Origin of the sequence: Roseobacter sp. N2S, assembly GCF_031454055.1 — a bacterium.
Taxonomy (GTDB): Bacteria; Pseudomonadota; Alphaproteobacteria; order Rhodobacterales; family Rhodobacteraceae; genus Amylibacter.
Genome location: NZ_JAVDQB010000005.1, coordinates 155,659 through 180,295, shown reverse-complemented (window position 1 = coordinate 180,295; position 24,637 = coordinate 155,659). Strand labels below are relative to the sequence as shown.

24 protein-coding genes are annotated in these 24,637 nt (G+C 55.9%); 8 read left to right on the top strand and 16 right to left on the bottom strand.

Annotated elements, in window-relative coordinates; translation table 11 throughout:
• Positions 1-85: 85 nt before the first annotated feature.
• Genes GGE09_RS13680 through GGE09_RS13665 form a run of 4 tightly spaced genes read right to left on the bottom strand, consistent with a single transcriptional unit; the run spans position 86 to position 3,714 of the window.
• A complete protein-coding gene (locus GGE09_RS13680) occupies positions 86-844 on the bottom strand; it encodes an ATP-binding cassette domain-containing protein (protein ID WP_309746705.1) in 759 nt (252 codons plus the stop codon).
• On the bottom strand, positions 841-1,806 hold the full coding sequence (locus GGE09_RS13675; protein WP_309746704.1) for an iron chelate uptake ABC transporter family permease subunit: 966 nt from the start codon (positions 1,804-1,806) through the stop codon (positions 841-843). The genes GGE09_RS13680 and GGE09_RS13675 overlap by 4 nt, the downstream gene beginning before the upstream one ends.
• Positions 1,803-2,807, bottom strand: coding sequence for an iron chelate uptake ABC transporter family permease subunit (locus GGE09_RS13670; protein WP_309746703.1), 1,005 nt, complete (start codon positions 2,805-2,807; stop codon positions 1,803-1,805). Before GGE09_RS13670 ends, GGE09_RS13675 begins: the two co-directional genes overlap by 4 nt.
• A gap of 7 nt (positions 2,808-2,814) precedes the next feature.
• The gene (locus GGE09_RS13665) at positions 2,815-3,714 is read right to left on the bottom strand and encodes a siderophore ABC transporter substrate-binding protein (RefSeq protein WP_309746702.1); all 900 of its coding nucleotides are present in this window, start codon (positions 3,712-3,714) and stop codon (positions 2,815-2,817) included.
• A gap of 177 nt (positions 3,715-3,891) precedes the next feature.
• Between GGE09_RS13665 and GGE09_RS13660 the strand changes: the two genes are divergently transcribed.
• Positions 3,892-5,361, top strand: a complete 1,470-nt coding sequence (locus tag GGE09_RS13660; RefSeq protein ID WP_309746701.1) for a LysR family transcriptional regulator — start codon at positions 3,892-3,894, stop codon at positions 5,359-5,361.
• Positions 5,362-5,377: 16 nt separating this feature from the next.
• Here GGE09_RS13660 and GGE09_RS13655 read toward each other — a convergent pair whose 3' ends face one another.
• Entirely contained in the window at positions 5,378-6,310 is a 933-nt protein-coding gene (locus GGE09_RS13655; protein ID WP_309746700.1) for a LysR family transcriptional regulator, read from the bottom strand.
• Positions 6,311-6,407: 97 nt separating this feature from the next.
• Here GGE09_RS13655 and GGE09_RS13650 point away from each other — a divergent pair, with 97 nt between their 5' ends.
• The 5 genes from GGE09_RS13650 to GGE09_RS13630 are packed head-to-tail and all read left to right on the top strand — an operon-like array spanning position 6,408 to position 11,462.
• Entirely contained in the window at positions 6,408-7,589 is a 1,182-nt protein-coding gene (locus GGE09_RS13650) for a CaiB/BaiF CoA-transferase family protein (protein ID WP_309746699.1), read from the top strand.
• The gene (locus tag GGE09_RS13645) at positions 7,586-8,533 is read left to right on the top strand and encodes a hydroxymethylglutaryl-CoA lyase (protein WP_309746698.1); all 948 of its coding nucleotides are present in this window, start codon (positions 7,586-7,588) and stop codon (positions 8,531-8,533) included. The genes GGE09_RS13650 and GGE09_RS13645 overlap by 4 nt, the downstream gene beginning before the upstream one ends.
• A 37-nt stretch (positions 8,534-8,570) precedes the next feature.
• On the top strand, positions 8,571-9,575 hold the full coding sequence (dctP, locus tag GGE09_RS13640; RefSeq protein ID WP_309746697.1) for a TRAP transporter substrate-binding protein DctP: 1,005 nt from the start codon (positions 8,571-8,573) through the stop codon (positions 9,573-9,575).
• A gap of 7 nt (positions 9,576-9,582) precedes the next feature.
• Positions 9,583-10,188 (top strand): TRAP transporter small permease, encoded by a 606-nt coding sequence (locus GGE09_RS13635; protein WP_309746696.1) that lies wholly within the window; start codon positions 9,583-9,585, stop codon positions 10,186-10,188.
• Positions 10,185-11,462: a TRAP transporter large permease gene (locus tag GGE09_RS13630; RefSeq protein ID WP_309746695.1), complete on the top strand. Its 1,278-nt coding sequence runs from the start codon at positions 10,185-10,187 to the stop codon at positions 11,460-11,462. Before GGE09_RS13635 ends, GGE09_RS13630 begins: the two co-directional genes overlap by 4 nt.
• A gap of 85 nt (positions 11,463-11,547) precedes the next feature.
• Here GGE09_RS13630 and GGE09_RS13625 read toward each other — a convergent pair whose 3' ends face one another.
• The 9 genes from GGE09_RS13625 to GGE09_RS13585 form a co-directional block, all read right to left on the bottom strand.
• The gene (locus tag GGE09_RS13625) at positions 11,548-12,333 is read right to left on the bottom strand and encodes an alpha/beta hydrolase (protein ID WP_309746693.1); all 786 of its coding nucleotides are present in this window, start codon (positions 12,331-12,333) and stop codon (positions 11,548-11,550) included.
• 68 nt (positions 12,334-12,401) lie between these two features.
• Positions 12,402-13,019, bottom strand: coding sequence for an SMC-Scp complex subunit ScpB (locus tag GGE09_RS13620; RefSeq protein ID WP_309746692.1), 618 nt, complete (start codon positions 13,017-13,019; stop codon positions 12,402-12,404).
• Positions 13,019-13,951, bottom strand: a complete 933-nt coding sequence (locus tag GGE09_RS13615) for a DUF1403 family protein (protein ID WP_309746691.1) — start codon at positions 13,949-13,951, stop codon at positions 13,019-13,021. The genes GGE09_RS13620 and GGE09_RS13615 overlap by 1 nt, the downstream gene beginning before the upstream one ends.
• Before the next feature lie 75 nt (positions 13,952-14,026).
• Complete coding sequence (doeA, locus tag GGE09_RS13610) at positions 14,027-15,208, bottom strand: ectoine hydrolase DoeA (RefSeq protein ID WP_309746690.1); 1,182 nt, start codon at positions 15,206-15,208, stop codon at positions 14,027-14,029.
• A gap of 164 nt (positions 15,209-15,372) precedes the next feature.
• On the bottom strand, positions 15,373-15,813 hold the full coding sequence (locus GGE09_RS13605) for a universal stress protein (protein ID WP_309746689.1): 441 nt from the start codon (positions 15,811-15,813) through the stop codon (positions 15,373-15,375).
• A gap of 19 nt (positions 15,814-15,832) precedes the next feature.
• Positions 15,833-17,119, bottom strand: coding sequence for a TRAP transporter large permease (locus tag GGE09_RS13600; protein WP_309746688.1), 1,287 nt, complete (start codon positions 17,117-17,119; stop codon positions 15,833-15,835).
• Between the two features lie 3 nt (positions 17,120-17,122).
• A complete protein-coding gene (locus GGE09_RS13595; RefSeq protein ID WP_309746687.1) occupies positions 17,123-17,770 on the bottom strand; it encodes a TRAP transporter small permease in 648 nt (215 codons plus the stop codon).
• 73 nt (positions 17,771-17,843) lie between these two features.
• Entirely contained in the window at positions 17,844-18,860 is a 1,017-nt protein-coding gene (gene dctP, locus GGE09_RS13590) for a TRAP transporter substrate-binding protein DctP (RefSeq protein ID WP_309746686.1), read from the bottom strand.
• A 148-nt stretch (positions 18,861-19,008) separates the two neighbouring features.
• The gene (locus tag GGE09_RS13585) at positions 19,009-20,376 is read right to left on the bottom strand and encodes a PLP-dependent aminotransferase family protein (RefSeq protein ID WP_309746685.1); all 1,368 of its coding nucleotides are present in this window, start codon (positions 20,374-20,376) and stop codon (positions 19,009-19,011) included.
• A 74-nt stretch (positions 20,377-20,450) separates the two neighbouring features.
• Here GGE09_RS13585 and GGE09_RS13580 point away from each other — a divergent pair, with 74 nt between their 5' ends.
• Both GGE09_RS13580 and GGE09_RS13575 read left to right on the top strand, forming a co-directional pair.
• Positions 20,451-20,927 carry an Lrp/AsnC family transcriptional regulator gene (locus GGE09_RS13580; RefSeq protein ID WP_309746838.1) on the top strand — a complete coding sequence of 159 codons (477 nt, stop codon included), beginning with the start codon at positions 20,451-20,453 and terminating at the stop codon, positions 20,925-20,927.
• A 173-nt stretch (positions 20,928-21,100) separates the two neighbouring features.
• Positions 21,101-22,552: an NAD-dependent succinate-semialdehyde dehydrogenase gene (locus GGE09_RS13575; RefSeq protein ID WP_405048555.1), complete on the top strand. Its 1,452-nt coding sequence runs from the start codon at positions 21,101-21,103 to the stop codon at positions 22,550-22,552.
• Between the two features lie 12 nt (positions 22,553-22,564).
• Here the strand turns inward: GGE09_RS13575 and GGE09_RS13570 are convergent, their stop codons facing one another.
• Together GGE09_RS13570 and GGE09_RS13565 are read right to left on the bottom strand one after the other, a co-directional pair.
• Complete coding sequence (locus GGE09_RS13570) at positions 22,565-23,491, bottom strand: 2-dehydropantoate 2-reductase (RefSeq protein ID WP_309746683.1); 927 nt, start codon at positions 23,489-23,491, stop codon at positions 22,565-22,567.
• Between the two features lie 28 nt (positions 23,492-23,519).
• Entirely contained in the window at positions 23,520-24,635 is a 1,116-nt protein-coding gene (locus GGE09_RS13565) for an alpha-hydroxy acid oxidase (protein WP_309746682.1), read from the bottom strand.
• Between the last annotated feature and the right edge of the window lie 2 nt (positions 24,636-24,637).

Here is a 24,637-nt window from a genome sequence, read left to right as displayed (position 1 = left end):
AATCCTTTCGAAAGTGTGGGGTGCCCGAAGTGTCTGGCTGTCAGCATGTGCCAAGTGGCGGGAGGGGCAGTTCTGAAGAAGGGTTTCAGCCGAAAACATCGACAAACACCCTTCCGTTTCTGGTGGTTACGCTAAGTTCAGTGTCATAGAGAGACCGTAAAAGGTCTTCGCGGATGATCTGTTTGGCGGGGCCTGATTCAACGATCCTGCCAGCTTGCATGGCGATGATGTGATCGGCGTGGCGCGCGGCAAAATTCAGGTCGTGCAGCACAACAACAACGGTCTTGCCCAAATCCGAGGCCGCCTGCCGCAACAGGCGAATGACCGTAACCGCGTGGCTGATATCCAGACTGTTCAAGGGTTCGTCAAACAGCGCGTATTCCGTGTCTTGGGCAAGAACCATAGCCACAAAAGCCCGCTGCCGCTGGCCCCCTGACAATTCATCCAGAAACCGGTCCGTAAAGGGCGTCAAAGCGACCAGTTCAAGGGAGGCTGCTACTTTCTGGCGGTCTTGCGGCGTGGTGCGGCCTTTGGAATAGGGATAGCGGCCAAAGGTAACAAGGTCGCGCACTGTCAGGCGCGCGGACAATGTGTTGTCTTGTTTCAAAACCGCAAGGCGGCGCGCCAGATCTGTGTTGCGGATGCTGCGAATGTCTTGACCATCCAGAAAAACACTGCCTTTAGTTGGCGTTTCCAGCCGACCGATCATCGACAACAGCGTTGATTTTCCCGCACCGTTCGGCCCGATAAGCGCCGTCACCCCGCCCTGTGGCAACTTCAGTTCCGCAATATCGACAACAGTCGTATCAGCGTAGGATTTCATTAGGTTCTCGGCGCGGATCATCTGCGGCTCCCGATCAGTAGTAGAACAAAAACGATGCCGCCCAGAAACTCGACAATCATGCCGACGGTACCAACGAAACCCAAAATCCGCTCCAGCACCACTTGCGCGCTGATCAGCAGTAGAAAGCCCAACATGACAGACAGCGGGATGGTGACCCGGTGGGAGGCACCGGGCAAAAGGCGATAGACAAGATGCACCACCAGCAGGCCGAAAAACGTAATCGGCCCCACAAGCGCTGTAGCGGCGGCGACCTGAAAGGTAACGATCAGAAACAGTTCAACGGACAGTTGCCGGTGGTTCACCCCAACCGCGATGGCGCGGTCACGTCCCAGCATCATGGCGTCAATGGCAGGCAGGCGCACCCAGGCCCAAAGTGAAGAGCCCACAATTAAAACGGCAGCGCAGGCTTGCTCTGACGGAGTGGCACTGCTGAAGCTGGCAAAGATACGGTCTTGCAGCACAAGGAATTCACCCGGATCAATCAACCTCTGCAACAGACCTGCGATGGAACGGAACAAAACCCCGCAGATGATCCCGACCAACAGTAACAGCTCTAGCGACTGGGATAGTCTGACGTATAACAGGCGGTACAGCGCCAGCGAAAACAGCGTCATAAGCGCCAGTTCTGCGCCAAACACCAAAACCGGATCAATCCGCGCCACAACGGTAGAGCCGAGCAGGAAGACAGCCAAGGTCTGCACCAGCACAAAAAGCGCATCAAATCCCATGATCGAAGGAGTCAGTATCTGGTTGTTTGACAACGTGTGGAACAAGATGGTGGACAGCGGCACGGCCCAAGCCACAAGCGCGATAGTGATTAGTTTATCCCCACGAAACGACAGGATGAAAGACCAGCTTCCGCTCGCCCCAATCGTCATAAACGCCAGTACCAGCGCTGCGCACAGAACCGCCCCGCCGCCAAGCACTTTTCTGGCCCGCAAGCTGCGGGTTGCAGGGGTCATCGCGCGAACCTGTTAAGCAAAAGCCAAAGGAATACAAAAGCGCCCAGCACGCCCATGGTCACACCAATCGGCAAGTCATAGGGATAAAATGCCAGCCGCCCGAAAATATCACAGGCCAGCGTGACTGATGCCCCAAGCCACGCCACCAAAGGCAAGGCGCGGCGCAGATTATCGCCACGCCAGCGGGCGATCAAATTGGGCACCACCAGTCCAAGAAACGGAATAAACCCGACCGTTACAACAATCGCGCCAGTAACCGCTGCAACAATCGAAATCCCCAAGGCCAGAATGGCCGTCGGGTTCAACCCCAGCCCGCGGGCCACATCATCCCCCAGCCCAGCCAAAGTAAACCGGTCCGCCGCAAACCAGCCAAGCGCAGTAATCCCCGCTGCGATATACAGCAACTCGTAGCGCCCGCTTAGGACCACCGAAAAATCAGCCGATGTCCATGAAAACAGGGATTGCATCAGATCATAGCGATAGGCGATGAAACTGGTGGCAGAACCGATAATCCCGCCAAACGCAATACCCAGCAAAGGCGGCATCAAAGGCGAGCGGAGCGGAACCGCCCGCAACAATAGCACAAACAAAGCAGTGCCAATCCACGCGCTTAGGGCTGCAATACACATGCGCACCATTGGCGGCGCTTCGGGCAGAAACAACAACCCGATCAACAGACCCAAACTCGCGCTATCAACAGTGCCCATGGTCGAAGGTTCCACAAACCGGTTACTGACAAGCCGCTGGACTATAGCCCCCATAATTGCCGAACTTGCCCCCGCCAGCAGCAGCGCCGCCGTGCGGGGCAGTCGGCTGATCAGAAAAATTGCCCGCGCATCCGGGTCATTCATCAGGTTCGACAAACCAATCCCCGTAGCGCCAACCAGCAGGCTGCCCACCACCAACATCCCCAAAATCATGCCGCCAGCCAAAGGCGAGCGGCACAATATGGCACCGATCCGCGCCCTTGCGGGCACGGGGATTTGCAGGTCAGCGCGCATCAAAGGGTCAGTCTTGCAGTGCTGTCGAAATCTGGTTCAAAGCCCGATCCAGTGCGGATGGGCCGGCTGCCCCGACAAGATACCAGTCGGCCGGGTCCAGAAACACCACATGGCCTTTTGTCCAAGCGGTTGTTTTGTGTACCAGCGGGTTATCCAACATCTGTTTGGCAGGCTGCCCATCCCGCCCGATCGCTGCATCGCGGTCCACCACAAAAATCCAGTCGGGATTGGTTTCAAGAATAAACTCGTTGGAAATCGGCTGCCCGTGGTTGCCTGCTTTCACGTCTGCAACCGCCGGAGTAAAGCCCATCTCGTTAAAGATCGTAGCAAAACGCCCCTTTGCGCCGTGGGTGCTCATCCGCCCGCCAGTGGTGATAAGAACAAGGGCCGTGCCCGCATTGGCTGCCTTGTCATGGACAGCCGCAAATCTTTCATTCAGGGAAGCCAGCGTGGTTTCTGCCTGTTCTTCTTTGCCAAACAGCTTGCCAAGTTCAGTCATATTGCGCGTCAGCGAGCCGAACAAATCGGTGCTGTCCGAGGTCAGATCAATCGTTTGGGCAAACTTCGAAAGATCGTCAAATTTTGTGCTGGAACGCCCCGCTACAATTACCAGATCAGGGGAAAGCGCGTTTAGTTTTTCAATGTCCGGCTCAAACGCACTGCCCAATTGCGCATAAGGCGCATCTGCATAGCCGTTCAGGTATTCCGGCTTCACACCACTGGTCACACCTGCCACAGGAATTTCTAAACGGTCAAAAATATCCAGAACCGCCAAATCCAGCACAACTGTTTTCTGCGGAACTGCTGCAAACGTGACAGCCCCCCGTGCCGTTTCAATCGTGCTATCCTGCGCATTTACCAAAGTTGCAACCGTGCTTAAAACTACCGCACTTAAAAGGGCTCGCATGTTCATTTTCCGTTCATGTGGTTTCTGGTTTTCAGCTTGGGTGCTCACGGTTTTGCGATTGCAGGCCGTAAACCCTATTCCTGACTAGTTTTGTTTGTTATAGGCAGTTCAATCCCAAGACAAACCCGTTCGAATTGGAATGGTTCTAAATTGTAGTTTCCGGAAGGACGCACTTTCATGAATATCGCGACGGGGCGCATCGGCCCATCTGCCGCTGAAATGATTCAAGACATCGACCGGCTTAAGCTGCTGGTCGTGTTTGATGCGATTCTGGTAGAGGGCAGTCTGGCGCGCGCAGGGGAAAAGCTGGGCAAAACACCCCCCGCCATGAGCAGGATACTGAAAAAACTGCGGGATCACTTTGACGATGAGCTGTTTGAGCGCACTGGCAAAGGCTTGGTTCCAACCCGTTTTGCCGAAGACCTGCGCCCGCGCATCCGCGCCCTTGTGGCCGAGGCGAATTCCCTATTGGGTCCATCCCAAGACGACACGCCCAAAAGCACGCCTTTGCTGCGCCGCCCGCCTTTGGCTCTGAATCAATGGAAAGAACCCCGCACCGGCCCGAGCGCGGTTGATATTGCCCACCGCATCGCCGTTTTGGGCAGTGATTCCGACCCTGTACGGCGCTTGGCAGCCTATATCGCAACCATAGGGAATGCCACAGGGCAAACCCGCCCTCTGGACGAAACCGAGGCCGAAGACGCCTTTCGCATTTTGCTATCAAAGCAGGTAGTTGATGTGCAAATCGGCGCATTTTTGATTGCGCTGCAATCACGCGGCATGACGGATCAGGAACTTGCCGGGTTCACGCGCGCTGCCCGCAGCCAAAGCGGCCTTGCAGCTCCGGGTGCAGGTCAGGCCGATCTGGATTGGCCCGCCTATCTGTCCCCCCGTGCCCACGGCTTGCCCCTGTTTATCCACTCTGCCCGTCTTGTTTCACAAGCGGGGTACAGGGTTGTTATGCACGGTTATGAAGACGGCGTCGTGCGGCGCGCTTTTGAACATGCCCAACTGCCCGTCGTGCGAAACTGCGATTCCAGCCTGCCAACGCCCCGGAACGCGGGTCTGTCCTTTCTGCCCATCGAAGACTTTGCCCCCAGTTTACGGCAGCTTTTGTGGCTTTACCCCTTATTTATGATGCCCAACGCCACCCATTTTATCGCCCCCATGCTCAACCCCGGCGGGGCTGCCGTGACGCTGACCGGCATGCGCGCCCACGGGCGCCCGATGCTGCAACGGGATGCGGCGGTTCGGCTGGGATGGGAAACCTACGCCGTGCTATCAGGCCACCGCGACGTGGCGCAAGTTGTACCCGGCAAAGGACAGGATCTGTTTTTGATGCGTGCGGGAACGCTTTTGAAGGAAAGGGTGGGCAGTTCAGCTGCTCAAATGGTCCGGCGGGCAGATAAAAGCGCTGATAAAAGGGACGACTTCAACCGCCTTGAAACATGGCAGGCAATTTGGGACGGAGAGGTCGCCCCCACAGCGGCCCTTGAAACCATCCTTGAAACCGCCGCACTGGCGCTGACAGTTTTGTCCAAGACCACATCCATCGAACAGGCACGCGAACAGGCCAAAGACCTTTGGGCAGCGCGGCGCGGCGGGGGGAAAACCGCCCGTTCCGAGCCAACCAGCACGGTGTTATAAGACACAAAAGCGCTGTCTATTCCGCCAACAAAGACCGGCAATGCCAGCGCCCCGAGGAGATTTCCTCTTTCAAAAGCTGTATCAATAATTCCCGCGTGAACGCCATTGATTTGGTGGTCGGTGTGTCACGCCGCACGCACAGGAACAACGAACGGGTGATCACGGGGGTCGTAATCTCGCGCCCGATAACATCCCCGTCAAACGCGCCCTGTAACAGATTGCTGCGGGTGCCTAGCATCACGCCAGACCCGCTGTTCACGAACAACACGGCGGCGGATACATTCTCGGAAAAGAAGCTGGCGGTATGTTCCAGACGTTTCTGAATATCCGTGTCATCCGCCGTAGGCCGCCCCCGCGCACCTTTGCGGGTCAAAACGTATTTACAAGTCAAAAAATCCGCCAGCGTCATCGGGGTTGCAGGGTCGCCCACCAGATCCCTTTTGCCCAGACAAATCATGTCTTCTTCAAGAACAGCCGTCAGTTGCAGCCGTGAGTCCCGAGGTGGATTATAGGCCAGCGCAAGGTCGATATCCGCCGCCAGAAGACGATCAATACTGGTGCCGGAAACGCTCTCGGCCAGTTCCAATTGCACACCGGGCTGACGCTCTGCCATGCTGTTGATCAGTTGCAGCCCCACACCATAAACCGCCGAAAAAGCCAGCCCGATGGTCACCCGCCCTGACAGGGTTTCCTGCGTATCGCGCATGTCGCTCGCGGCATTGTCGATGGCCCGCAAAATCGCCAGAGCATGGGTGTGAAACTGCTGCCCTGCCACCGTCGGCAATGCCCCGCGCGAGGTTCGGTCAAACAAGGTCTGACCCAGCCGATGTTCCAGATTAACCAGATGATGCGCAATCACCGAAGGCGCACAGCGTTCCAGTTCCGCCGCCCCGACAATACTGCCCGCATCAAATACGGCTTTGAAAATCTTGATCTGGCGAATGTCCATAATCCACTCTCGAAAAAATAGAGACCGATGATCGAAACTATATAATTCATTGTGGGAAGATTGCCAACTAACCTGTCTTCAACTGGAGGATTCTTAAATGACTGATACTTTTGCCCCTTTGGCGGGCATCCGCGTTGTTGAAATGAGCCATATGATCATGGGGCCGTCTTGCGGCATGTTTTTAGGCTATCTCGGGGCCGAGGTGATCAAGGTCGAACCGCCGCAGGGCGACAAAACCCGCAGCCTGACGGGCATGGGGCGGCCGATGTTTCCACTGTTCAATCGGGGCAAAAAATCCGTCACCATCGACGTGAAAACCGATGCAGGCCGCGCCGCTCTGGACAAACTTTTGTCCACGGCCGATGTCTTTGTCGAAAACTTCCGCGATGCGTCATTGGTGAAAGCAGGTGTCGATGCGCAAACTCTGCGGGCGAAATACCCCAAACTGGTTTTCGCCGCCTGCAAGGGCTTTCTGTCTGGCCCTTATCAAAACCGCACCGCGCTGGATGAAGTGGTGCAAATGATGACGGGCCTAGCCTATATGACCGGCCCAACGGGCACCCCGCTGCGCGTCGGGTCTTCGGCCAATGACATCATGGGCGGGCTATTTGCGGCATTTTCGGTCATCGCATCGCTGATGGAACGCAAAGAAACCGGCAAAGGCCGCGAGGTTCGTGTGGGCCTGTTCGAAAACTGCCTGCTGTTGGTCGCGCAACATATGGTGCAGTTCGAACTAGAGGGTAAAAACCCGCCGCCCATGCCCGAGCGAGAGTTTTCATGGCCCGTCTATGACATCTTCAAAGACAAAAACGGCAAACAGATCTTTGTTGGTGCCGTGACCGAGGGCCAGTGGGCCGCCATCTGCAAGTTGCTGGAACTCGACGATCTGTTGACGCACCCGCAACTGCAAAACAGAATGGATCAGATCAACGCCCGCGACTGGACCATTCCCTTGGTCGCCGCCAAAATCGCAGCCCGCACGGAAGAAGACCTCGCCCCGGAGTTTGAAGCAGCCGGACTGCCGTTTTCCCCAATCGCCAAACCCAGCGACATGTACGACAACCCCCATGTGATGCGTAAGGGCGGCATGTCCACCTCGGCATATGAGGACACCACATTCCGCGCCCCTGCCCTGCCTTTTGAAGTTGACGGTGTCATGCTGACAGGCGGCGGTGACGTTCCGGAAATTGGCCGCGACAATGCAGAAATCCTCGCCGCGTTGGATATAGACGCCGCCACATTGGCCCGCGTCACAGGCCAGTCAGGGCAAGCCGCATGAACCGCGCAGGAACACTATACCCCGATGACCGCTATATCCTGCGCGAGGTGGGATTGCGGGACGGATTGCAACTGACCAAGCAGTTCCCAAGCACCGCGCAAAAAATCGACTGGTTGCACGCGGAATACGCCGCAGGCGTGCGCCACTTCGAGGTAGGCTCTTTTCTGCCCGCCACGCGGTTTCCGCAGTTCGCTGACCTACGTCAGATGATCGACGCGGTGGCCGCTTTGGACGGGGCATTTTCGACCGCTTTAACCCTGAACGAACGGGGTGTTGAGGATGCTTTGACCACACAGGTTGATGAAATCATTTTTGTCGTATCCGCAACTGAATCCCATAGCCGCGCCAATACAAACCGCAGCCGCGCTGATGCGCTGGCGATGTTGGAACGTGTGGATCAACAGCGCAAAGGCGGGGATAAATCACCCCCGGTTTTGACCGCAGGGATCGCTATGGCCTTTGGCTGTTCCCTTGAAGGTACGGTTAACCCGATTGAGGTATTGCGCATGGCCGAAGCTGCCGTTGCCGCAGGTGCTGACACCATTGCGGTGGCTGATACCGTTGGCTTTGGTGGCCCTGCGCAAGTGGCCCATATGGGCCGCGAATTACGCAGGATATTCGGGGATGCCTTCCCGATTGCCATGCATTTCCACGATACACGCGGCTTGGCCATCGCCAATTGCGCAGCGGCACTGGACGCTGGAATACGGGTATTGGATGGCTGCCTTGCCGGGCTTGGCGGCTGCCCGTTTGCACCGGGGGCTACGGGAAATACAGTCTTTGAAGACATGGTTTTCCTATGCGATACCATGGGCTTACCCACAGGCATCGACGTGGCGGCACTGGCCGCACCCCGCGCTATTCTAGCGGCTTCCATGCCAGATGAACCCCGCCATGGCGCATTGGCGCGCGCGGGGGTACCAAAGACGTTGGAGGCCGTCTGAACCATAAAACACCACAGGGTCACTTAGGGAGGAAACCATGACCACATTCACTACATTCATCGCGGGTGCTGCCACGCTGGCACAGGCGCTGGTATTCACCAGCAGCACGGCCGTCGCGCAGGATTACACAATGCGCCTTAGCCATCAATTTCCGCCAACCCACCATTCCGCCAAACGCTTTGCCCAGTTTGAAGCGGATGTAGAAGCAGAAACCAACGGGGCCGTTGACGTACAGGTTTTTGGGGCGGCCCAACTGTACAATCCAAAACAACACCATGCTGCCGTCGCCTCTGGCGAGATCGAATCCGCGGCGATCCTGAACCTGCAATGGGGCGGCACTATTCCTGAAATGTCGGTTACGCTGATCCCCTATCTGATGGCTTCCCCTGCTGCACAAAAGGCGTTCATGGGGTCCAAAGCCGCAGAAATGCTGGACGCTAAAATGCTGCAAAAAGGCATTCGCAATATCGGCTGGATGGTGGATACAAACGATCTGATCTTCACTTCGGCCAAGGGGTTGCTGGATGATCCTTCCGATTTTGACGGGATTAAAATCCGTGGTCTGACGCCGCTGTTTAATGAGGGTCTGATCGCCTTGGGGGCAACGCCCGTCAACATGCCTGGCTCTGAAACCTATCAGGCGCTGCAAACCGGTGTGATTGATGCGGGTGTGACAGGGGTTGCCGCCGCCTTTAGCCGGAAATTCTATGAAGTTCAGGACTATGGCACCGCAACGCCGATGTTTCTGGCCTTTGACAATCTGGTGGTTAACCCCGCTTGGTGGGACAGCCTGCCCGAAGATATTCGCGCTGCCATTCAACGGTCTGCGGACAAAGCCGTGGCCAGTTCCATCATCACCCACGAAGGCATAAATCCCGAAGACATCGACAATCTGACAGGTGTGGGCATGAAGGCAGTGGTGCTGACCGATGAACAATCCGCCGCCCTGCGCGACGTGATGCAACCCGCTGTAACCGAAGCATTTCTGAAGCAGACCGGCGATGACGGTAAGGTTTTGCTAGACCTTCTAAGCCAGAACTAGGCCGCAGATGTCCGCGCCGCTGTCTGACACTCGTTCTCCGGTAGGTCACCCCGACCTACCGGAGCCACTGCGCCACTTTGAACGTGGGGTGACCCTTTTGGTAAATCTGGCCTTCGGACTGGCCACAATCTGTGTTCTTGTTGATCTGTTTTTGCTCGGGGCGTCAGTTGTCGCGCGCTATATGATCACCCGCCCCATCACCTGGAGCGATGAAATCGTAGCGCTTTCCCTGACGGCGATTACCATGCTGGCCGCACCCAAAGTGTTGCTGGACAAGGGTCATATCGAGGTGGATATTCTGACCGAGCAGGCCCAAGGCACGCTAGCAATCGTGATACGGCTGTGGTCCTCGCTTGCGGTATTGGCCGTGGCTTTGCTGCTGATCTTTAACGGTTGGTTTACCGCGATGTTTTCACGGATGATCGGCCTGCTGACCGAGGGGTATCTGGAACTGCCGCTTTGGATATTTCAGCTTTTACTGCCCTTGGGCGGGATGCTTTTGCTGCCAGTGATCCTGCTGCAAATTGCCCAGACGCTGTTTGTTTGGCGCAGCACAACTTCTACCAAAACGGCTTCCCCTGACACCACAGACGAAGGGTCCAACGCCCCATGATTATCTTTGCAATCCTGATCACCCTTCTGATCCTGCTGTTCACAGGTGTTCCGATTTTTGCGGGCTTAACCCTGTTTGGCGGCGCGTTGCTGTTGATGACCCAAGGCAATTTCGGGCCAATCACCGACGTCGTCTTTCACGAGGTGAACCGCTATCTTTTGGTGGCCATCCCCCTGTTCGGCTTCATGGCCAACATCATGATCCGGGGCCGCGTGGTGGATGACCTTTACGACACGGCCTATACGTTCACCCGCCATCTGCCCGGCGGGTTGGCGGTGGCAACCATCCTTGCCTGCACGGTTTTTGCCGCCATTTCAGGGTCCAGCGTGGCCACTGCCATGACCATCGGTGCGGTCGCAATCCCGCAAATGCTGCGGTTTGGCTATGACGAGCGACTGGCTTACGGGGTAGTGGCGGCAGGCGGCACTTTGGGTATCTTGATCCCGCCTTCGGGGCCAATGATCCTTTACGGGGTGACCACCGACACCTCCATCGGCGGGTTGTTCATGGGCGGCATCATTCCGGGTGCAGTGCTCGCAGGGGTTTTTATCCTGTGGGCGGTGGTGCGATCCGCGCTATCGGGTAACATGCAGCGGGAAAAAATGGCGAGCCTGCGGGAAATGGTCATCGCTTTGCGCAAATCATTTTGGTCGATCCTGATGCCGGTCTTTGTGCTTGGCGGTATGTACGCAGGCATTTTCACCGCGACCGAGGCCGCCGCCGCAGGGGCGTGGTTGGCCCTGATCATCACCATCTTTATCTACCGCACCGTTGGCTGGCGCGACATCTGGTTTTCCGCACAAGAATCCGCCCGCATGTCTGCAATGCTGTTCATGATATTGGCTGGCGCCACAGTGTTCAGCCATGTGCTGACCAAAATGCGCGTGCCCCAACAGTTGGTGGAATCGCTGGTCGCAGCCGATCTTGGCACCATCGGTTTTGTGATTGTAATGATGGTCATGATCCTGATCCTTGGCATGTTCCTTGAATCTGTCGCGATTATTCTGATCACCGCGCCCGTGATCCTGCCCGCAATGATCCATCTTGGCATTGATCCAGTCTGGTACGGCGTTTTGTTGGTGGTGAACTTGGAAATGGCGATGATCACCCCGCCAGTTGGCATGAATCTGTTCACCATCAAGGCCATAACCGCGGCCCCAATGGGGCGGATCGTGGCGGGGTCCGCGCCTTATGTGGTGCTGATGCTGGTGGTGATGATCCTGTTGATCGCCTTCCCGCAAATCGTGCTTTGGCTGCCTTCGCGATTAATGTGATCTGTTAAATCGAAAATGGCCCGTCAGGTAATTCTGGCGGGCCATTAATGTATCAAACCGCTCCACGGAAGAGGCGAAACCTGTGCTAGGCCAATGCTTTGGCAAACACTTTGTTAAAAACCTCGGTCTGGGTCATGAACGGAGCATGGCCAGCGTTTTGAATGTGGATGGCCTCCGTCGTGCACCCCGGAATGACTTCTGCCATGTAGTCACTGGCGGCGGGTGTGCAGATGAAATCTATCGCACCGACTATGATATGGGTCGGCAAGGTGATCCGTTTAAGTTCGGCATGCAAATTGCGCGCGCCTGAACTTTGGAATGTAGACATCGCCACATCTGTACGAGTTTTTCGGGCGATGCGGCACAGTTTCTCTGCAACAAAATCGCTTTCTGATGAGACCAGTTCACAGAATGCCGCGCAGGCCATTTGGAAATCGTCAAACAGTAGTTTCCCCAACTGCTCGGCTTGTTCCACAGGCAAAGCGTGTTTGAAATCAGCGCCCGCCAGCAATTGCGGCGTCGTTGACACCAGAACCAGACGCGAAAATCTATCCGCGTGATTGGCCGCCAATAACAGCGCAATAGACCCGCCCATGGACCAACCCACAAGGGTTATATCCCGCAATGCAAGCTGTTCAACCAGCGCCAGAATATCCCCTGCATGATCTTCAAAGGAAATATCCGCGCTGTCAGAAGTGGATTTTCCATGCCCGCGCAGATCCATACAGACCACACGGTAATAGGGTGAAAATGTCTCTACCTGATGCTGCCAAACCGTGTGATCCATCATGATGCCATGCAGCATCAGCAACGCGGGTTTATCACCGCCTGTATCTTGAATAAAAATCTCGTTTTTACCAATTTTGACCATTACGATCCTCCAATACCTATCTTTGTAAGTGGATATGGACCGGCCTTGCAACAAGGTTATTTACAGGGCTACGAGAGATTTTTTTTCATCCCGGCTGACCGGGCTTTCTGGGGGACGCGTAGGGGAAAATCCATCTCTGGCAGGTCGCGCAGGCTTTCCAGATCGAAGGTCACCAAGAACTCCTGCGTGGTGACAAAAGTATGGGGCGCGCCTGCCCTTGGGGTGCGCGGGCCATTCGCGATCAGCTTTTTATATTGCAGTCGGGCGATCAGGTCGCGGTTAACCTCTTTGCCGAAAACATCCTTCAACTCTGCACGGCTGATCGGTTGTTGATAGGCGATGGTGGCCAGAACCCCCAGCTCTGCCTCGCTTAGGGTCACGCCTTGATCGTCACTTTGGGTGGCTTTGTGGATTGCCGCGCTGAACTGGGTACGGGTGCGCAGCATCCAACCGCCCGCCACTGAGACCAGCTCATAGGGGCGTTGGGCCAGTTCTGCGCGTATGTCGTCAATCAGCAGATCAATCTGCGTGCCCTGCCCGACCAGTTTAGCCAAAACCTCGCGCGGGACGGGATCGGGGCTGGCGAACAGCACTGCCTCGACCCGCCCCATCCATTCGCGCCAGCGCAATTCGGGCGGCAGGTCGGGCAAGTCTGCGTCAAACAGCGGTTCTTTTTCGCCGCTCATCACGCCAACCCGTACAAACGAAAGCTGGCGCGGCCTGTCAGTTCTTTGACCACCCCAAGGCTGACAAGGCGGTCACACAAACGGCGGGCCGACCGGTCTGTCATCTGGATTTTTGTGCCTTTGATCACGGGGGATAACATGGTGCTGGGGGAAATCGCGTCTTCACGCAGAAACAAGGCAACTGCGTAATCCGAGCCTTTGGAGCGTAATTTCGGAGCCACCTTTTGTAACTCCGCAGCCCTGCGGGTCAGGTCTTCGGCCATACGCACGGCGGTTTGGGCGGCTAAACCGATGGCGCGGTGGCAGGTCTCGGGGGTAAGATCGCGCAGGGCGCTGCGTTTTAGATGCAGCGCCATCAGGGGAACCGGTTTGGGCCAGCCAAAACCACGGGCCAAAACTGCATCGGCGCAGATCAATGCGCTGGCTTCTTCGCGCGGGAACCTATCAAGCACCAGCCGCAACATGGTCGCGGCCTGCGCCACGGGACTGCCCAATTCACAAGCCCGATCCACCCAATCGGGCAACACATCCCCAACTACTTCGGGCAAACAAGCCGCCAATTGAGCCTGCCAATCTTTTTGTCGCAAACCGATCAAAGCCCCGCTGCGCCAGCGCATAAACATGTCGCCCGCAGGTCCAAGAGCTTCACCCGCCCGCGCCAGATGCACCGCATCGCGGATATCCCCGATTGAATCGCTGCGCCCCTCAATCCCCAAACACAACTCGCTTGATCGTAAGGCCAGACGATTGCGCAACAGATCAACCGGCACATTATCGCTTTGGTCCATCACCAAACCGTGCAGAATTGCAAGCGACGCGCCAGCCGCAAAGGCGCAGGTTTCCAGATCTTCAACCCGTCCATTCACAGCCCAACCAGGTAACGCGGCAAAGCGATGTTCGGGTGGGGATGAGGACGGTTTTTTCTGTTTCATAGGTTGAAAATAACAGGAAGCGGCGGTTTATGCTACGTCAAACACCAAAACCGCCGCAGACTTTCACTAGTCGACTTATGCCTTCACAAACAACTCACGCGGCGTAGTGCAGAAACATTCATAGCCTGTTTCCGTAATCCGCAACGGTTCGGTGATTTCCAACCCGCCGTCATCTAGCCAAAGGGCGGGCATGAAGTGAAAGGTCATATCCGGTTCCAGAATTGTCGTATCCCCACGGCGGAACGAAATGGTCCGTTCGCCCCAGTCAGGCGGATAACTGATGCCGATGGCATAGCCACAGCGGCTGTCCTTTTCAAATCCCGCCTTGTTCAACGTTGCGTTAAAGGCGTTGGCGATGTCCTCGGCTTTATTGCCCGGTTTGGCCTGTTCAAGCCCGGCTTCAATCGCATCCAGAACCGCAGATTCCGCATCGCGGTATTTTTGCGGGACTTCGCCAAAAAACAGGGTGCGCGATTGCGGGCATTGATAGCGGCGATGGGCACCTGCGATTTCAAAAAACGTCGCCTCGCCTGTTTCCATCGGGCGGTCGTCCCACGTCAGGTGGGGCGCTGTCGCATCCATACCCGAGGGTGCCATAGGCACGATCGCAGGGTAATCCCCCCAAAAACCGTCGGCCCCGCGAATACCCGCCGCATAGATTTCCGCCACCAGATCATTCTTACGCATACCGGGTTCAGCCACATTCAGGATGTGTTCATGCATAGACTCAACAATCCGCGCCGCCCGTTGCATATATTCGATTTCCCGCTCAGATTTCACCGCACGTTGCCAGTTCACCAACGCGGTGGCGTCCTGAAACTTGACCTTGGGCAATTCGCGCAACAACGTGACATGGGCCGCCGCCGCATAGTAATAATTGTCCATCTCAACGCCGATAACTGACGTGTCCAACTTCATTTCTTTCAGCAGTTTGGACAGGTCTTCCATCGGGTGTTTTTCGGGGTTTTGCACAAAAATATCGTCATAGCCACGGATGCAATCGTCTTCCATAAACACGGTGCGCCGCGCGCCAAGCGCATCCATCCCCCGCCCCCACCAAACCGGTTCCCCTTCATGGGTCAGGATGACCGCCTGATAGGTGTAAAACGACCAGCCGTCATAGCCAGACAGCCATGAAATATTGGATGGGTCACTGACCACAATTGCATCCAACCCTTTGGCGGCCATCGCTTTACGGGTCTTTTCGATCCGTCGGATATACTCTGTCGTGGTGAAATTTGCCTGAAACGTTGTCATGACGCGACTCCCTGTTTTGAACTGGCCAGTTTTATTCCAGCTTTGGCCCGTACGGAACAAATAGCGGCATGGAATAGGGTAATGACATCATGGAATTGGCCCGTGTCAATCATCCTTTCAACGAATAGCAGGGATGGATCGGGAATTGCGTGTTTTTGCGCCGCTCAGATCACCAGAACCGGCATTTTCGCCAGTCCGATCACCTTGTGTGACACACTGCCCAAAAGGTAGCTGTCACCCGAAGACCCAAGCCCGCGGCTGCTCAGCACGATCAAATCAATCTCATGCCGTTCGGCGAATTCGGAAATCGCCCGCGCAGGACGGCCAGAGCGCACAAAGGCGCGCAGGTTAGTCACCCCGGCCTCGGCCATCACAACTTTGCCGTGGTTAATGATTTCAGTCGCATGATCCCGCATGGCATCATCCAGATTTCCAGGGTCACTGACCCGCACCATGGACAGGGACGCCTCGAGCATGGAATGATGGCGATAGACGGTCAGCAGCGTCACTTTCGCCCCCGTCAGATTGGCCATTTCCGCCGCCTTTAACAACGCGCGGTTGGCAGTGATCGAGCCGTCGTAGGGGGCAAGGATATGGGTAAACATGGCCTGTCTCCTGTTCTGGTTATTTTGCGAAAGCCAGATCACGCAAGAACAGCGCAATCTGCGGAAAGAAAATCAACGCGACTGAAACACTCAGCAGCATCAGAATAAAGGGCGGTGTACCGCGCACGACGTCGATATAGGGGCGTTTAAACACGGCGATGGCGGTGAAAATATCGCAGCCAAACGGCGGTGTCGCAGAACCAATCGCCACCTGCAACGTGATCACCGTGCCCACCAAAACAGGGTCCAGCCCGACAGATTTCACCACAGGGGCAAAGATCGGCACCAGCACAAGGATCACCACAATCGGGTCCACAAACATACAGCCGATGAAAAACGCGATGGAAATCACAAACAACACGCCAATAGCGCCCATTTCGTCAATGCCAATGGACCCAAGGATTGCCTGCGGGATTTGCGCAAATGAAATCACCCAAGAAAACGCAGCCCCTGCCCCCACAAGGATAAAGACAACAGCCGTGATCAGGCCGGTGGATTTTGCGGTTTCATAAACACCAGTAAAATCAAGCGAGCGGAAGACCACGGTTTCCAGCAGCAAAGCATAAAGCACACAGGCGGCGGCAGCCTCGGTTGGGGAAAAGATGCCCCCGTAAATGCCACCGATGATAATGGCCGGAAACCCCATGGGCCAAAGCGCCTGACGCACAGCGCGCAACCGCTCTGGCCAGGTGGTTTTTTCCTCGGTCGGGACGTTGTTACGGATCGCGTAAATCACGGAATAGATTGAGAAAAGCACAAGGATTAACAAGCCCGGCCCGATCCCTGCGATGAACAGTTCTGCAATAGATGTGTTGGACACCACGCCGTAAATAATCATCCCGATAGAGGGCGGGATCAGAAAGGCAATGTCCGATGAATTCACGATCAGCGCCAGAATAAAGCTGTCTTTATACCCTGCTTTCAACATGCGCGGGCGCAAGGGGGAACCAATCGCCACAACGGTGGCCTGCGTCGATCCCGATACCGCGCCAAACATGGTACAAGCCGCCGCAGTAGACACCGCAAGCCCGCCTTTCAGGTGGCCGACAAAGGCCATAACCATATCAATCAACCGCCCCGCAGATTGGCCACGGGTCATAATATCAGCGGCAAAAATGAACATGGGCACCGCGATCAGGGACGCTGGCCGAATGCCCGCCATCATCTGCTGGATCATGGTTTCCATCTGCGCCATGCCGTCAAACAGCATGAAAAACCCCACAAACGCCCCCACTATCAGCGGGATCATCATGGGAAAGCCCAGCAACAGCAGCACAATCATGATTGAAAATATGGTAACAGCCATGACCTAAATCTCCTGCTCGTTGTCGTCGTAACCTTCCAGCACATTGGTCGACAGATAGATGTCTTTTTCGATCAAGTTTTTAATGGCGGTCAGCAAATATTGCAGCCCCGTCATGAAGAAGCCAATCGGCACCCAGACCAGCGGCATCCACACCGGAATTTGCAGCGCAGGCAGCACCCGCCCGCGCCCTGCTTGGGTCAGGATATATTGCGTCGCATACCACGCCAGCCCGAACATAAAGACTGCCGTGACCAGCGAAATCAGGATCATCAGCGGCTTGCGCAACTTGGGCGGCAGGGCATCAAAAATCGCCGACATCCGAATGTGACGCCCATGGCGGGCCGCATAGGAAATACCGGCAAAAGTAATCAGAATAATCAGGATGCGGTTCAATTCTTCAGAAAAGAAGATCGAGCTTTGAAACACAAAACGCCCCACCACATTGGACATGGTATTGGCCGCCATCAGCAAAACACCTGCCGCCAGCATCAGGGATTCAACGCGGCTGATCCCGGTGTCAATCGTACCCAGAAAACCCGGCAAACTTGATTGATAGGCTTCAAGCGGGGCATCATCGACGCTGGTTGTGTCGCTATTGGATTGTTCTTGCGAACTGTGGTTTGCTTCTGTCACCTGCGTAGCCCTTCGCATCACATGAAAGAAATTTTTAAGAATGGCGGTCCCCCGACGCAGGGCCGGAGGACCGTGTTTTCAAACTTGGACGTTATTTCACCGCTTCAAGATCGGCTTTGAACTGCTCTAGCAGGGCTTTGCCGCTATCTCCTGTCATGCCGATGAAAGCTTCTTCCACCTGACCTGCCGCATCGCGGAAGGGTTGGCGTTGCTCGTCGCTTAACACAGTGATCGTATAGTCGGGCTTGGCGGCTTTGATGCCTTCAATGGCTTCGGCCGTCTGGCCTTTCTGATATTCAAGGATATATTCAAACGCCGCATCGGTGGCGTTTTGAACAACCTCTTTATCCGCATCTGACAGACCTGCGTAAAAGTCCTGATTGGCCATTACAGCAGTGGTGAAATTGTTGTGGCCGATATAGGTCAGATAGTCGCTGACCTCATAAAGCTTGTTGGACAGAATATAAAAGGTCGGGTTTTCCTGCCCTTGAATGATCCCTGTTTGCAGCGCGCCGTAAACCTCACCCCAAGGCAGCGGCGTTGGCGTCGCGCCAAAAGCTTTATAGCTTTCGACAAGCAGAGGATTTGTCATCACACGAACTTTGACCTGATCAAAATCTTCAGGCGCGTTAACAGGTTCTTTCGTTGTAATCCCCACTTCTCCCTCTGGGAACATGGTTAACAATTCCAGCCCCTGCTTGGCATAAAGCTCTGGGAACATCTCATTCACAGCTTTCGAGGTGCGGAAAAATTCGAACAGCTGCTCTTCGTCATCCGGCAGCAGGTAGGGTACAAAAAACACCTGCGCTTCCGGGATCAGAGCGCCGGTAAAGCCCGGGGACTGGTCAACGAATTGCAGAATACCCGCTTGGGCCTGTTCCATAATATCCGCGCTTTCCCCAAGGGTGCCATAGGGGAAAAGCTGGATTTCATGATCGGAATTCGCTTCGATTTCCTCTTTGAATTTCTGGGCGTATTTACCCTGAACCTCGTCCATCGCCTCTTCGAATGCATAGCGCCACGTATCGGCCTGCGCGGCGGTCATTGCACTTACGGTAGAGACAGAGGCGATAATTCCCCCGGCAAGAAGTGTTCTGAAAATAGACATTACGTCCTCCTATATTTTATCGCCGCGAGCGGCCTTCAAAGGCCATCGCGTGCAAATTGTCATGATTAGGCGAACATTTCGAACCGAGACAATCAAGTCAATGTGAATATTGAACCATGACAATTTCAGTGAGGCAGATCAGGGGGAATTAGTATTTTCCAGACCGCGCCAAACGGTCGATTACCCGCAAACCTTGGGCAAAATCCGGAAAACTGAGCCCGCCAAGGGCAATGCGAATCCCCGTGTGACGGTCATGGGGACCGATAGAAAAGCTGGCTCCTGGGGCAACGGCCACACCCATTTGGCGGGCTGAATTCACCAACTTTCGTTCTTCCTCGGCATCGCGGCAATAAAGCCAAATGTGAAAGCCGTTCGGGCCGAGCCGATAGTCCAACCCCTTAAGCAGATTGCGCGCAAATTCGGCACGATCCGCAAGCGCCAGCCTTTGGCGGTTCAATAACATTTCAGCCGTGCCATCTTCGATCCAGCGAATGGCAATTTCTGTCATCAGATTGGTCGCCATCCAGTTGGTCACCAGATGACGGCTGGCAGCCGCCAAGGCCAGATGATCGGGCACCACAAGATAGCCCACACGCAGCCCCGGCAGGATACATTTGGTCAAACTGGTGAAAAACAAGACCCGCTCTGGCGCAAGGCTGGCCATTGGCGGCGGGCCGTCCAACAATGGCCCCCAAGCGTGGTTTTCAACAATCAGCAGATCATAGCGTCGGGCGATATCCACCACTTTGGCGCGGCGCTGTTCTGACATGGTGAACCCCAGCGGATTGGTCCCGCTTGGCATCAAATACAACACTTTCACCTGATCTTTTTGGCATAAATCCTCTAGTGTATCGGGGCAAATCCCGTTCTGATCCACGGCCACCCCGCGCAACCGCATCCCTAAAAACTGTGCCAAAGAACGCAATGTGTGATGCCCCACATCCTCGGCCACGATCAGGTCACCGGATTGTGCTGCGGTCATCAAAGCGACCGTCATCGCACTGGTGCTGCCGTTGGTCACGATCACATTCGAATGCGGCACATCTAACCCGCACAGCCCCAGCCAACGCTGCTCTGCGCTGATTTCTCCGTCCAGCAGATGATCCGGTCTGGACCCGCCCAGAACCGTCCCTGAAACAGACCGCGCCATCGCCCGCAGCACCTTTTGCATTGCTACTTCATGGGCATGGTCGATTACCGGTTTCAGGATCGACATATCCAGAACCTGCCCCGCCGTTTTGCGGCTGACAAAGGGCACCGAAACATCGTCGCTTGCCGCCCGCACAAAGGTACCGCGCCCCACTTCGCCGACGATTTTGCCAGCCTCGGTCAGCTTGTCATAGGCACGGCTGACCGTTTGAACGCTTAGGTTCAGATCAAAGGCCAGTTTGCGATGGGGCGGCAGTTGATCGCCCGGTTTCAGCGCATTGCTTTGAATGGCCGCTTCGATCGCCTGAATAAGCGAACGATACGCAGGGCGTGTGATGGTCTCGGGATCTGGGGGCCAGTTTGTCATGATATTTTATACTCGCTTTAATCAGTACAATTGACAAGCCCTCGCCCGACGCGCATCACTAGACCATGAGCTTTATAAAACTCGACAAGCGCGATTTCGCCATTCTTAAAGTCCTTTCCACAGAGGGCAGAATTTCCAAAACCGCCCTTGCGGAACGGGTCAACCTAAGCGCGACAGCATGTTGGGACAGGTTGCAACGGCTGGAAACCGCAGGCATCATCAAAGGCTATCACGCCGATGTGGCGCTAAAACACCTGACCCCTCATGTGACCGTGTTTGTCCTGGCCGAACTGGCCAACCACAACGCCGAGGCGTTTTCCGCCTTTGAGGGAATCGTTAACCAGCATGATCACATCACAGGATGTTGGGCGTTAGGTGGCGGGTTCGATTATCTTTTGCAGGTGATCTGTCGTGACATCGACAGCTATCAGCAACTGATGGACAGAGTGCTGGACCAAGATGCCGGGCTGGCACGGTACTTTACCTATGTAGTGACCAAAGCGGTTAAATCTTCCGCGCCGCCGTTCGATCTGTTGTTCGCCGACGGGTAGCGCGCCGCCGAGGATTCCTCGGAAAATCGTTAATTCTGCGGCGAACTGTTCGGAATTCCCCCCAAAGAACCGAGACACCCTCCCCCCGCCTTGCGATAGCCTGCTTTGAAAGTGACCTTTCCCTGCAAGGACCCCGCGCAATGATCAATTTCTCCCCGAAACACTCTACCGCCATGCCCGAACTGGATACTCCAGAACTGTGCCGCAACCTTGCCTATGTGAACGGCACATGGATCGGGGGCTATGCGAATGCCAGCTTTCCCGTCACCGATCCTGCGGATGGGCAGCTTTTGGGGAGTGTTGCGCGGCTTGATGCGAATGACAGCCGCGATGCAGTGACCGCAGCCAGCGCAGCTTGGCCGGATTGGGCAGGGTTACTGCCCCAAGACCGTTCGCAAATTTTGCGCCGTTGGTATGAATTAATGTTGGAACACCGCGAGGATCTGGCGCGGATTATGACGGCGGAACAGGGCAAGCCGATTTCTGAATCCCGCGGTGAAATCGACTATGCCGCGTCTTTTTTTGAATTTTACGCCGAAGAAGCCCGCCGCCCGAATATTGAAGGCGTCACATCACATCTGCCCGACGCCGAAGTTGAAGTTTGGCGTGAACCCGTCGGGGTGGCGGCCTTAATCACTCCGTGGAATTTTCCGTCAGCCATGTTAACGCGCAAGGCTGGCGCGGCCTTGGCTGCGGGTTGTACAGTTGTGGCCCATCCCTCTGCTGAAACACCGTTTTCCGCGCTGGCACTGGCAGAACTTGGCGCCCGCGCCGGCCTGCCAAAAGGGGTGTTCAACGTGGTCACAGGCGATGCGGCTGAAATAGTCGGGGCGTGGATGAAAGACTCGCGGGTACGCGCCGTTTCCTTCACTGGCTCGACCGAAATCGGCAGATTGCTGTATTCCCAAGGGGCTGACACCATCAAACGTTTGGTGTTGGAACTGGGTGGCCACGCCCCGTTTATCGTGTTTGACGATGCGGATATGGAGCGCGCGATCACCGAGGCGATCAAAGCCAAATTTGCAACATCGGGGCAAGACTGTCTGGGCGCGAACCGGTTTTTTGTGCAAAGGGCATGTTATGATCGGTTCTGCGAAGGCTTTGCCAAAGCCACCGCCGCCCTAAGCGTTGGCGCAGGGGCGGATGACCCTGATATCGGTCCGTTAATGAACGAAAGCGCGGTTGCCAAACAAGAAGAACATGTGCGCGACGCGCTTGAGCGGGGCGCGCGGCTGTTGTGCGGTGGCAAACGACACAAGGCGGGGGCATTGTTTTTTGAACCAACGGTTTTGGCCGACGTGCCCCCTGATGCAAAAATCATGCACGAAGAAACCTTCGGCCCTGTTGCCGCCATCGCGGCTTTTGATACCGAAGAAGAGTCTATCCAGCGGGCCAATGACACCGAATACGGGCTGGTCGCCTATCTGCACAGCCAAGACCCGCGCCGCATCTACCGTGCCAGCCGCGCCTTGCAATTCGGTATGGTTGCGGTCAACCGCACCAAAGTTACAGGCGCACCGATCCCCTTTGGCGGGGTGAAACAATCGGGCTTGGGCCGCGAGGGGTCTCGGCTTGGGCTGGAAGCTTTTACAGATGTTAAATACGTCTGCCGCGACTGGGCCTAGCGCCCTTTCGGATCAGGTATTTTGACGATCTATTTCATAGGCTTGCAGATGTGTCACGCAGGTTTGAAGCAGCGGCACAGGCAGATTGGCCGCTGCGGCGCGGGTGGCCAGATCGCCCAAAATATGTGCGCCTTCGGTTTGTGATCCTGCCAGAATATCGCGCAACATCGAGGCAGTTGAATTGGAGCTGCGGTCCGTCAAAGCGGCACGGTGTTTTTCTTGCACAGCCGCGCCTGGCGGATGACCCGCAGCGCTGGCGACAGAGGCGCACTCTCCATATAATTGCAGGGCCAGAGACTCGCCATATTCGGTGGCAAGGATGGTCCCGACCGAGGCCCGCATCAGACAGGTCATCCCTGCGAGCGTCGCCAGAAACACCAGCTTTTCCCAAAGATCTTGCTGAATATCGGCGCAAATTCTGGCCTGTGTCGGGCCTGTAACCAGTCGCGCAACCATGTCGACCACACGAGGATCAGGGGTTGCTTGGTCTAGCGGTCCCATCAAAAAATGGTTGGATGCGTTAAAGTGGCAGATCGTGTCGTCAGGGTCGACCCGCACGCCGATTTGGGCCACGCCGCCCCAAATGATATTGTCGGGGAAACGTGCTTTAATTTGATCCATATGGCGCACGCCGTTCAACAACGGGATCAGAATAGTCTTGGCGCCCATAGCAGGGGCCACCGCATCAAGGGCCGAATTCAGATCATAGGATTTACACGCAATGATCACAATATCAGTTGGCGGGCAGTTGTGCGCATCGGTTTCAATCACTGGTGTGCCAGACCAATCTCCAAGCGGGCTGGTCAGGCGCAACCCATTCGCTTTCAGCCGCGCCGCCCGTGCAGGGCGCACCAGCAATCTCGGGGGGATACCAGCTTCTGACAGACGTGCAGCCAGATAGCCGCCAATACCGCCCGCCCCGAGAATAAGCACTTCCATTGTAGAATCCTTTAGTATGGTCAGGGGTTTAGGCAAAAACGCTTGATGTGATTTCATCCAGTTTGCGCAGCCCCAATTGGGCCAATGTGATGCTGACCTCTTGGGCCAGAACATCGCTCATCTGACGTAACCCTGTTGCGCCCCCCGCTGCAATGGCAAATGAAAACGGGCGGCCTGCAAAGACAAAATCCGCGCCTTTTGCGTAGGCTTTTACAATGTCTTCACCGCTGCGAATACCGCTGTCATAGAACAGGGGGAAATCCGGACCGACGGCTTGCCGGATTGCTGAAAGCGCGTGGATGGCAGGGGGGGCGCTGTCCAATTGGCGGCTGCCGTGGCTGGAAACCTGAACCGCATCCACGCCAAGTTTTTGCGCTTTTAACGCGTCCAGATCGCTTAACACGCCTTTCAGAACCAGATTGCCCGTCCAGCCTTCGCGTATTTTTGCAAGCAGATCCCAATCCGCGCCTGCGCGGCTTTCCTCACGGTCAAATTCCCCGAAGGTGCCACCGAAATTGGCCATTTCAGGTTTACCTTTGATCAGTTGCGGCAGCGCCCATCCGGGGTGACATGCGAAATCAATGAATTGTCTGGGACCAATGCGGAACGGCATTTTAAAACCACGGCGCAATTCGCGCGGGCGGCGTCCGACCTCGGGCACATCAACAGTTAGCACAAGAGTTTCATAGCCCACCGCCTTGGCCCGTGCGATCAACCGCTCGGCGGTTTCCATAGAGCGGCTGATGTACAGTTGGAACCAAGCGTTGCCGTCAGACAGGCGAAACATGTCCTCTAACGAGGTGGAGGATACGGTGCTGACACCCACAGGAATCTTGTGTTTTGCAGCCAACCCCGCCAAAAGCCGATCGGCAGTCGGTGCGGTCAGATTGCACATGCCCATCGGGGCTATCCCAAAGGGCAGACCTGTTGGGGCGTCGAAAAGCTTTGCCCCCATGGTGCGGTTTTCTACGTTGTTCAAAACCCGTGGCTGCAACTGGATGGATTGGATCGCATCCCTGTTCCGCCGCGCCCCGTCGCCTGTGCCCGCCGTACCGTCGATATAGTCAAACACCATCCAAGGCAGCCGCCGCTTGGCGATCCGTCGCGCATCGTCGTAGCAGTGGATGGTAGTGTCAAAGAACATCA

Excerpts from the sequence above, each read along its gene's own strand:
- GGE09_RS13680 (WP_309746705.1), bottom strand. The coding sequence starts at position 844 with ATGATCCGCGCCGAGAACCTAATGAAATCCTACGCTGATACGACTGTT.
- GGE09_RS13675 (WP_309746704.1), bottom strand. The coding sequence starts at position 1,806 with ATGACCCCTGCAACCCGCAGCTTGCGGGCCAGAAAAGTGCTTGGCGGC.
- GGE09_RS13670 (WP_309746703.1), bottom strand. The coding sequence starts at position 2,807 with ATGCGCGCTGACCTGCAAATCCCCGTGCCCGCAAGGGCGCGGATCGGT.
- GGE09_RS13665 (WP_309746702.1), bottom strand. The coding sequence starts at position 3,714 with ATGCGAGCCCTTTTAAGTGCGGTAGTTTTAAGCACGGTTGCAACTTTG.
- GGE09_RS13660 (WP_309746701.1), top strand. The coding sequence starts at position 3,892 with ATGAATATCGCGACGGGGCGCATCGGCCCATCTGCCGCTGAAATGATT.
- GGE09_RS13655 (WP_309746700.1), bottom strand. The coding sequence starts at position 6,310 with ATGGACATTCGCCAGATCAAGATTTTCAAAGCCGTATTTGATGCGGGC.
- GGE09_RS13650 (WP_309746699.1), top strand. The coding sequence starts at position 6,408 with ATGACTGATACTTTTGCCCCTTTGGCGGGCATCCGCGTTGTTGAAATG.
- GGE09_RS13645 (WP_309746698.1), top strand. The coding sequence starts at position 7,586 with ATGAACCGCGCAGGAACACTATACCCCGATGACCGCTATATCCTGCGC.
- dctP (WP_309746697.1), top strand. The coding sequence starts at position 8,571 with ATGACCACATTCACTACATTCATCGCGGGTGCTGCCACGCTGGCACAG.
- GGE09_RS13635 (WP_309746696.1), top strand. The coding sequence starts at position 9,583 with ATGTCCGCGCCGCTGTCTGACACTCGTTCTCCGGTAGGTCACCCCGAC.
- GGE09_RS13630 (WP_309746695.1), top strand. The coding sequence starts at position 10,185 with ATGATTATCTTTGCAATCCTGATCACCCTTCTGATCCTGCTGTTCACA.
- GGE09_RS13625 (WP_309746693.1), bottom strand. The coding sequence starts at position 12,333 with ATGGTCAAAATTGGTAAAAACGAGATTTTTATTCAAGATACAGGCGGT.
- GGE09_RS13620 (WP_309746692.1), bottom strand. The coding sequence starts at position 13,019 with ATGAGCGGCGAAAAAGAACCGCTGTTTGACGCAGACTTGCCCGACCTG.
- GGE09_RS13615 (WP_309746691.1), bottom strand. The coding sequence starts at position 13,951 with ATGAAACAGAAAAAACCGTCCTCATCCCCACCCGAACATCGCTTTGCC.
- doeA (WP_309746690.1), bottom strand. The coding sequence starts at position 15,208 with ATGACAACGTTTCAGGCAAATTTCACCACGACAGAGTATATCCGACGG.
- GGE09_RS13605 (WP_309746689.1), bottom strand. The coding sequence starts at position 15,813 with ATGTTTACCCATATCCTTGCCCCCTACGACGGCTCGATCACTGCCAAC.
- GGE09_RS13600 (WP_309746688.1), bottom strand. The coding sequence starts at position 17,119 with ATGGCTGTTACCATATTTTCAATCATGATTGTGCTGCTGTTGCTGGGC.
- GGE09_RS13595 (WP_309746687.1), bottom strand. The coding sequence starts at position 17,770 with ATGCGAAGGGCTACGCAGGTGACAGAAGCAAACCACAGTTCGCAAGAA.
- dctP (WP_309746686.1), bottom strand. The coding sequence starts at position 18,860 with ATGTCTATTTTCAGAACACTTCTTGCCGGGGGAATTATCGCCTCTGTC.
- GGE09_RS13585 (WP_309746685.1), bottom strand. The coding sequence starts at position 20,376 with ATGACAAACTGGCCCCCAGATCCCGAGACCATCACACGCCCTGCGTAT.
- GGE09_RS13575 (WP_405048555.1), top strand. The coding sequence starts at position 21,101 with ATGCCCGAACTGGATACTCCAGAACTGTGCCGCAACCTTGCCTATGTG.
- GGE09_RS13570 (WP_309746683.1), bottom strand. The coding sequence starts at position 23,491 with ATGGAAGTGCTTATTCTCGGGGCGGGCGGTATTGGCGGCTATCTGGCT.
- GGE09_RS13565 (WP_309746682.1), bottom strand. The coding sequence starts at position 24,635 with ATGTTCTTTGACACTACCATCCACTGCTACGACGATGCGCGACGGATC.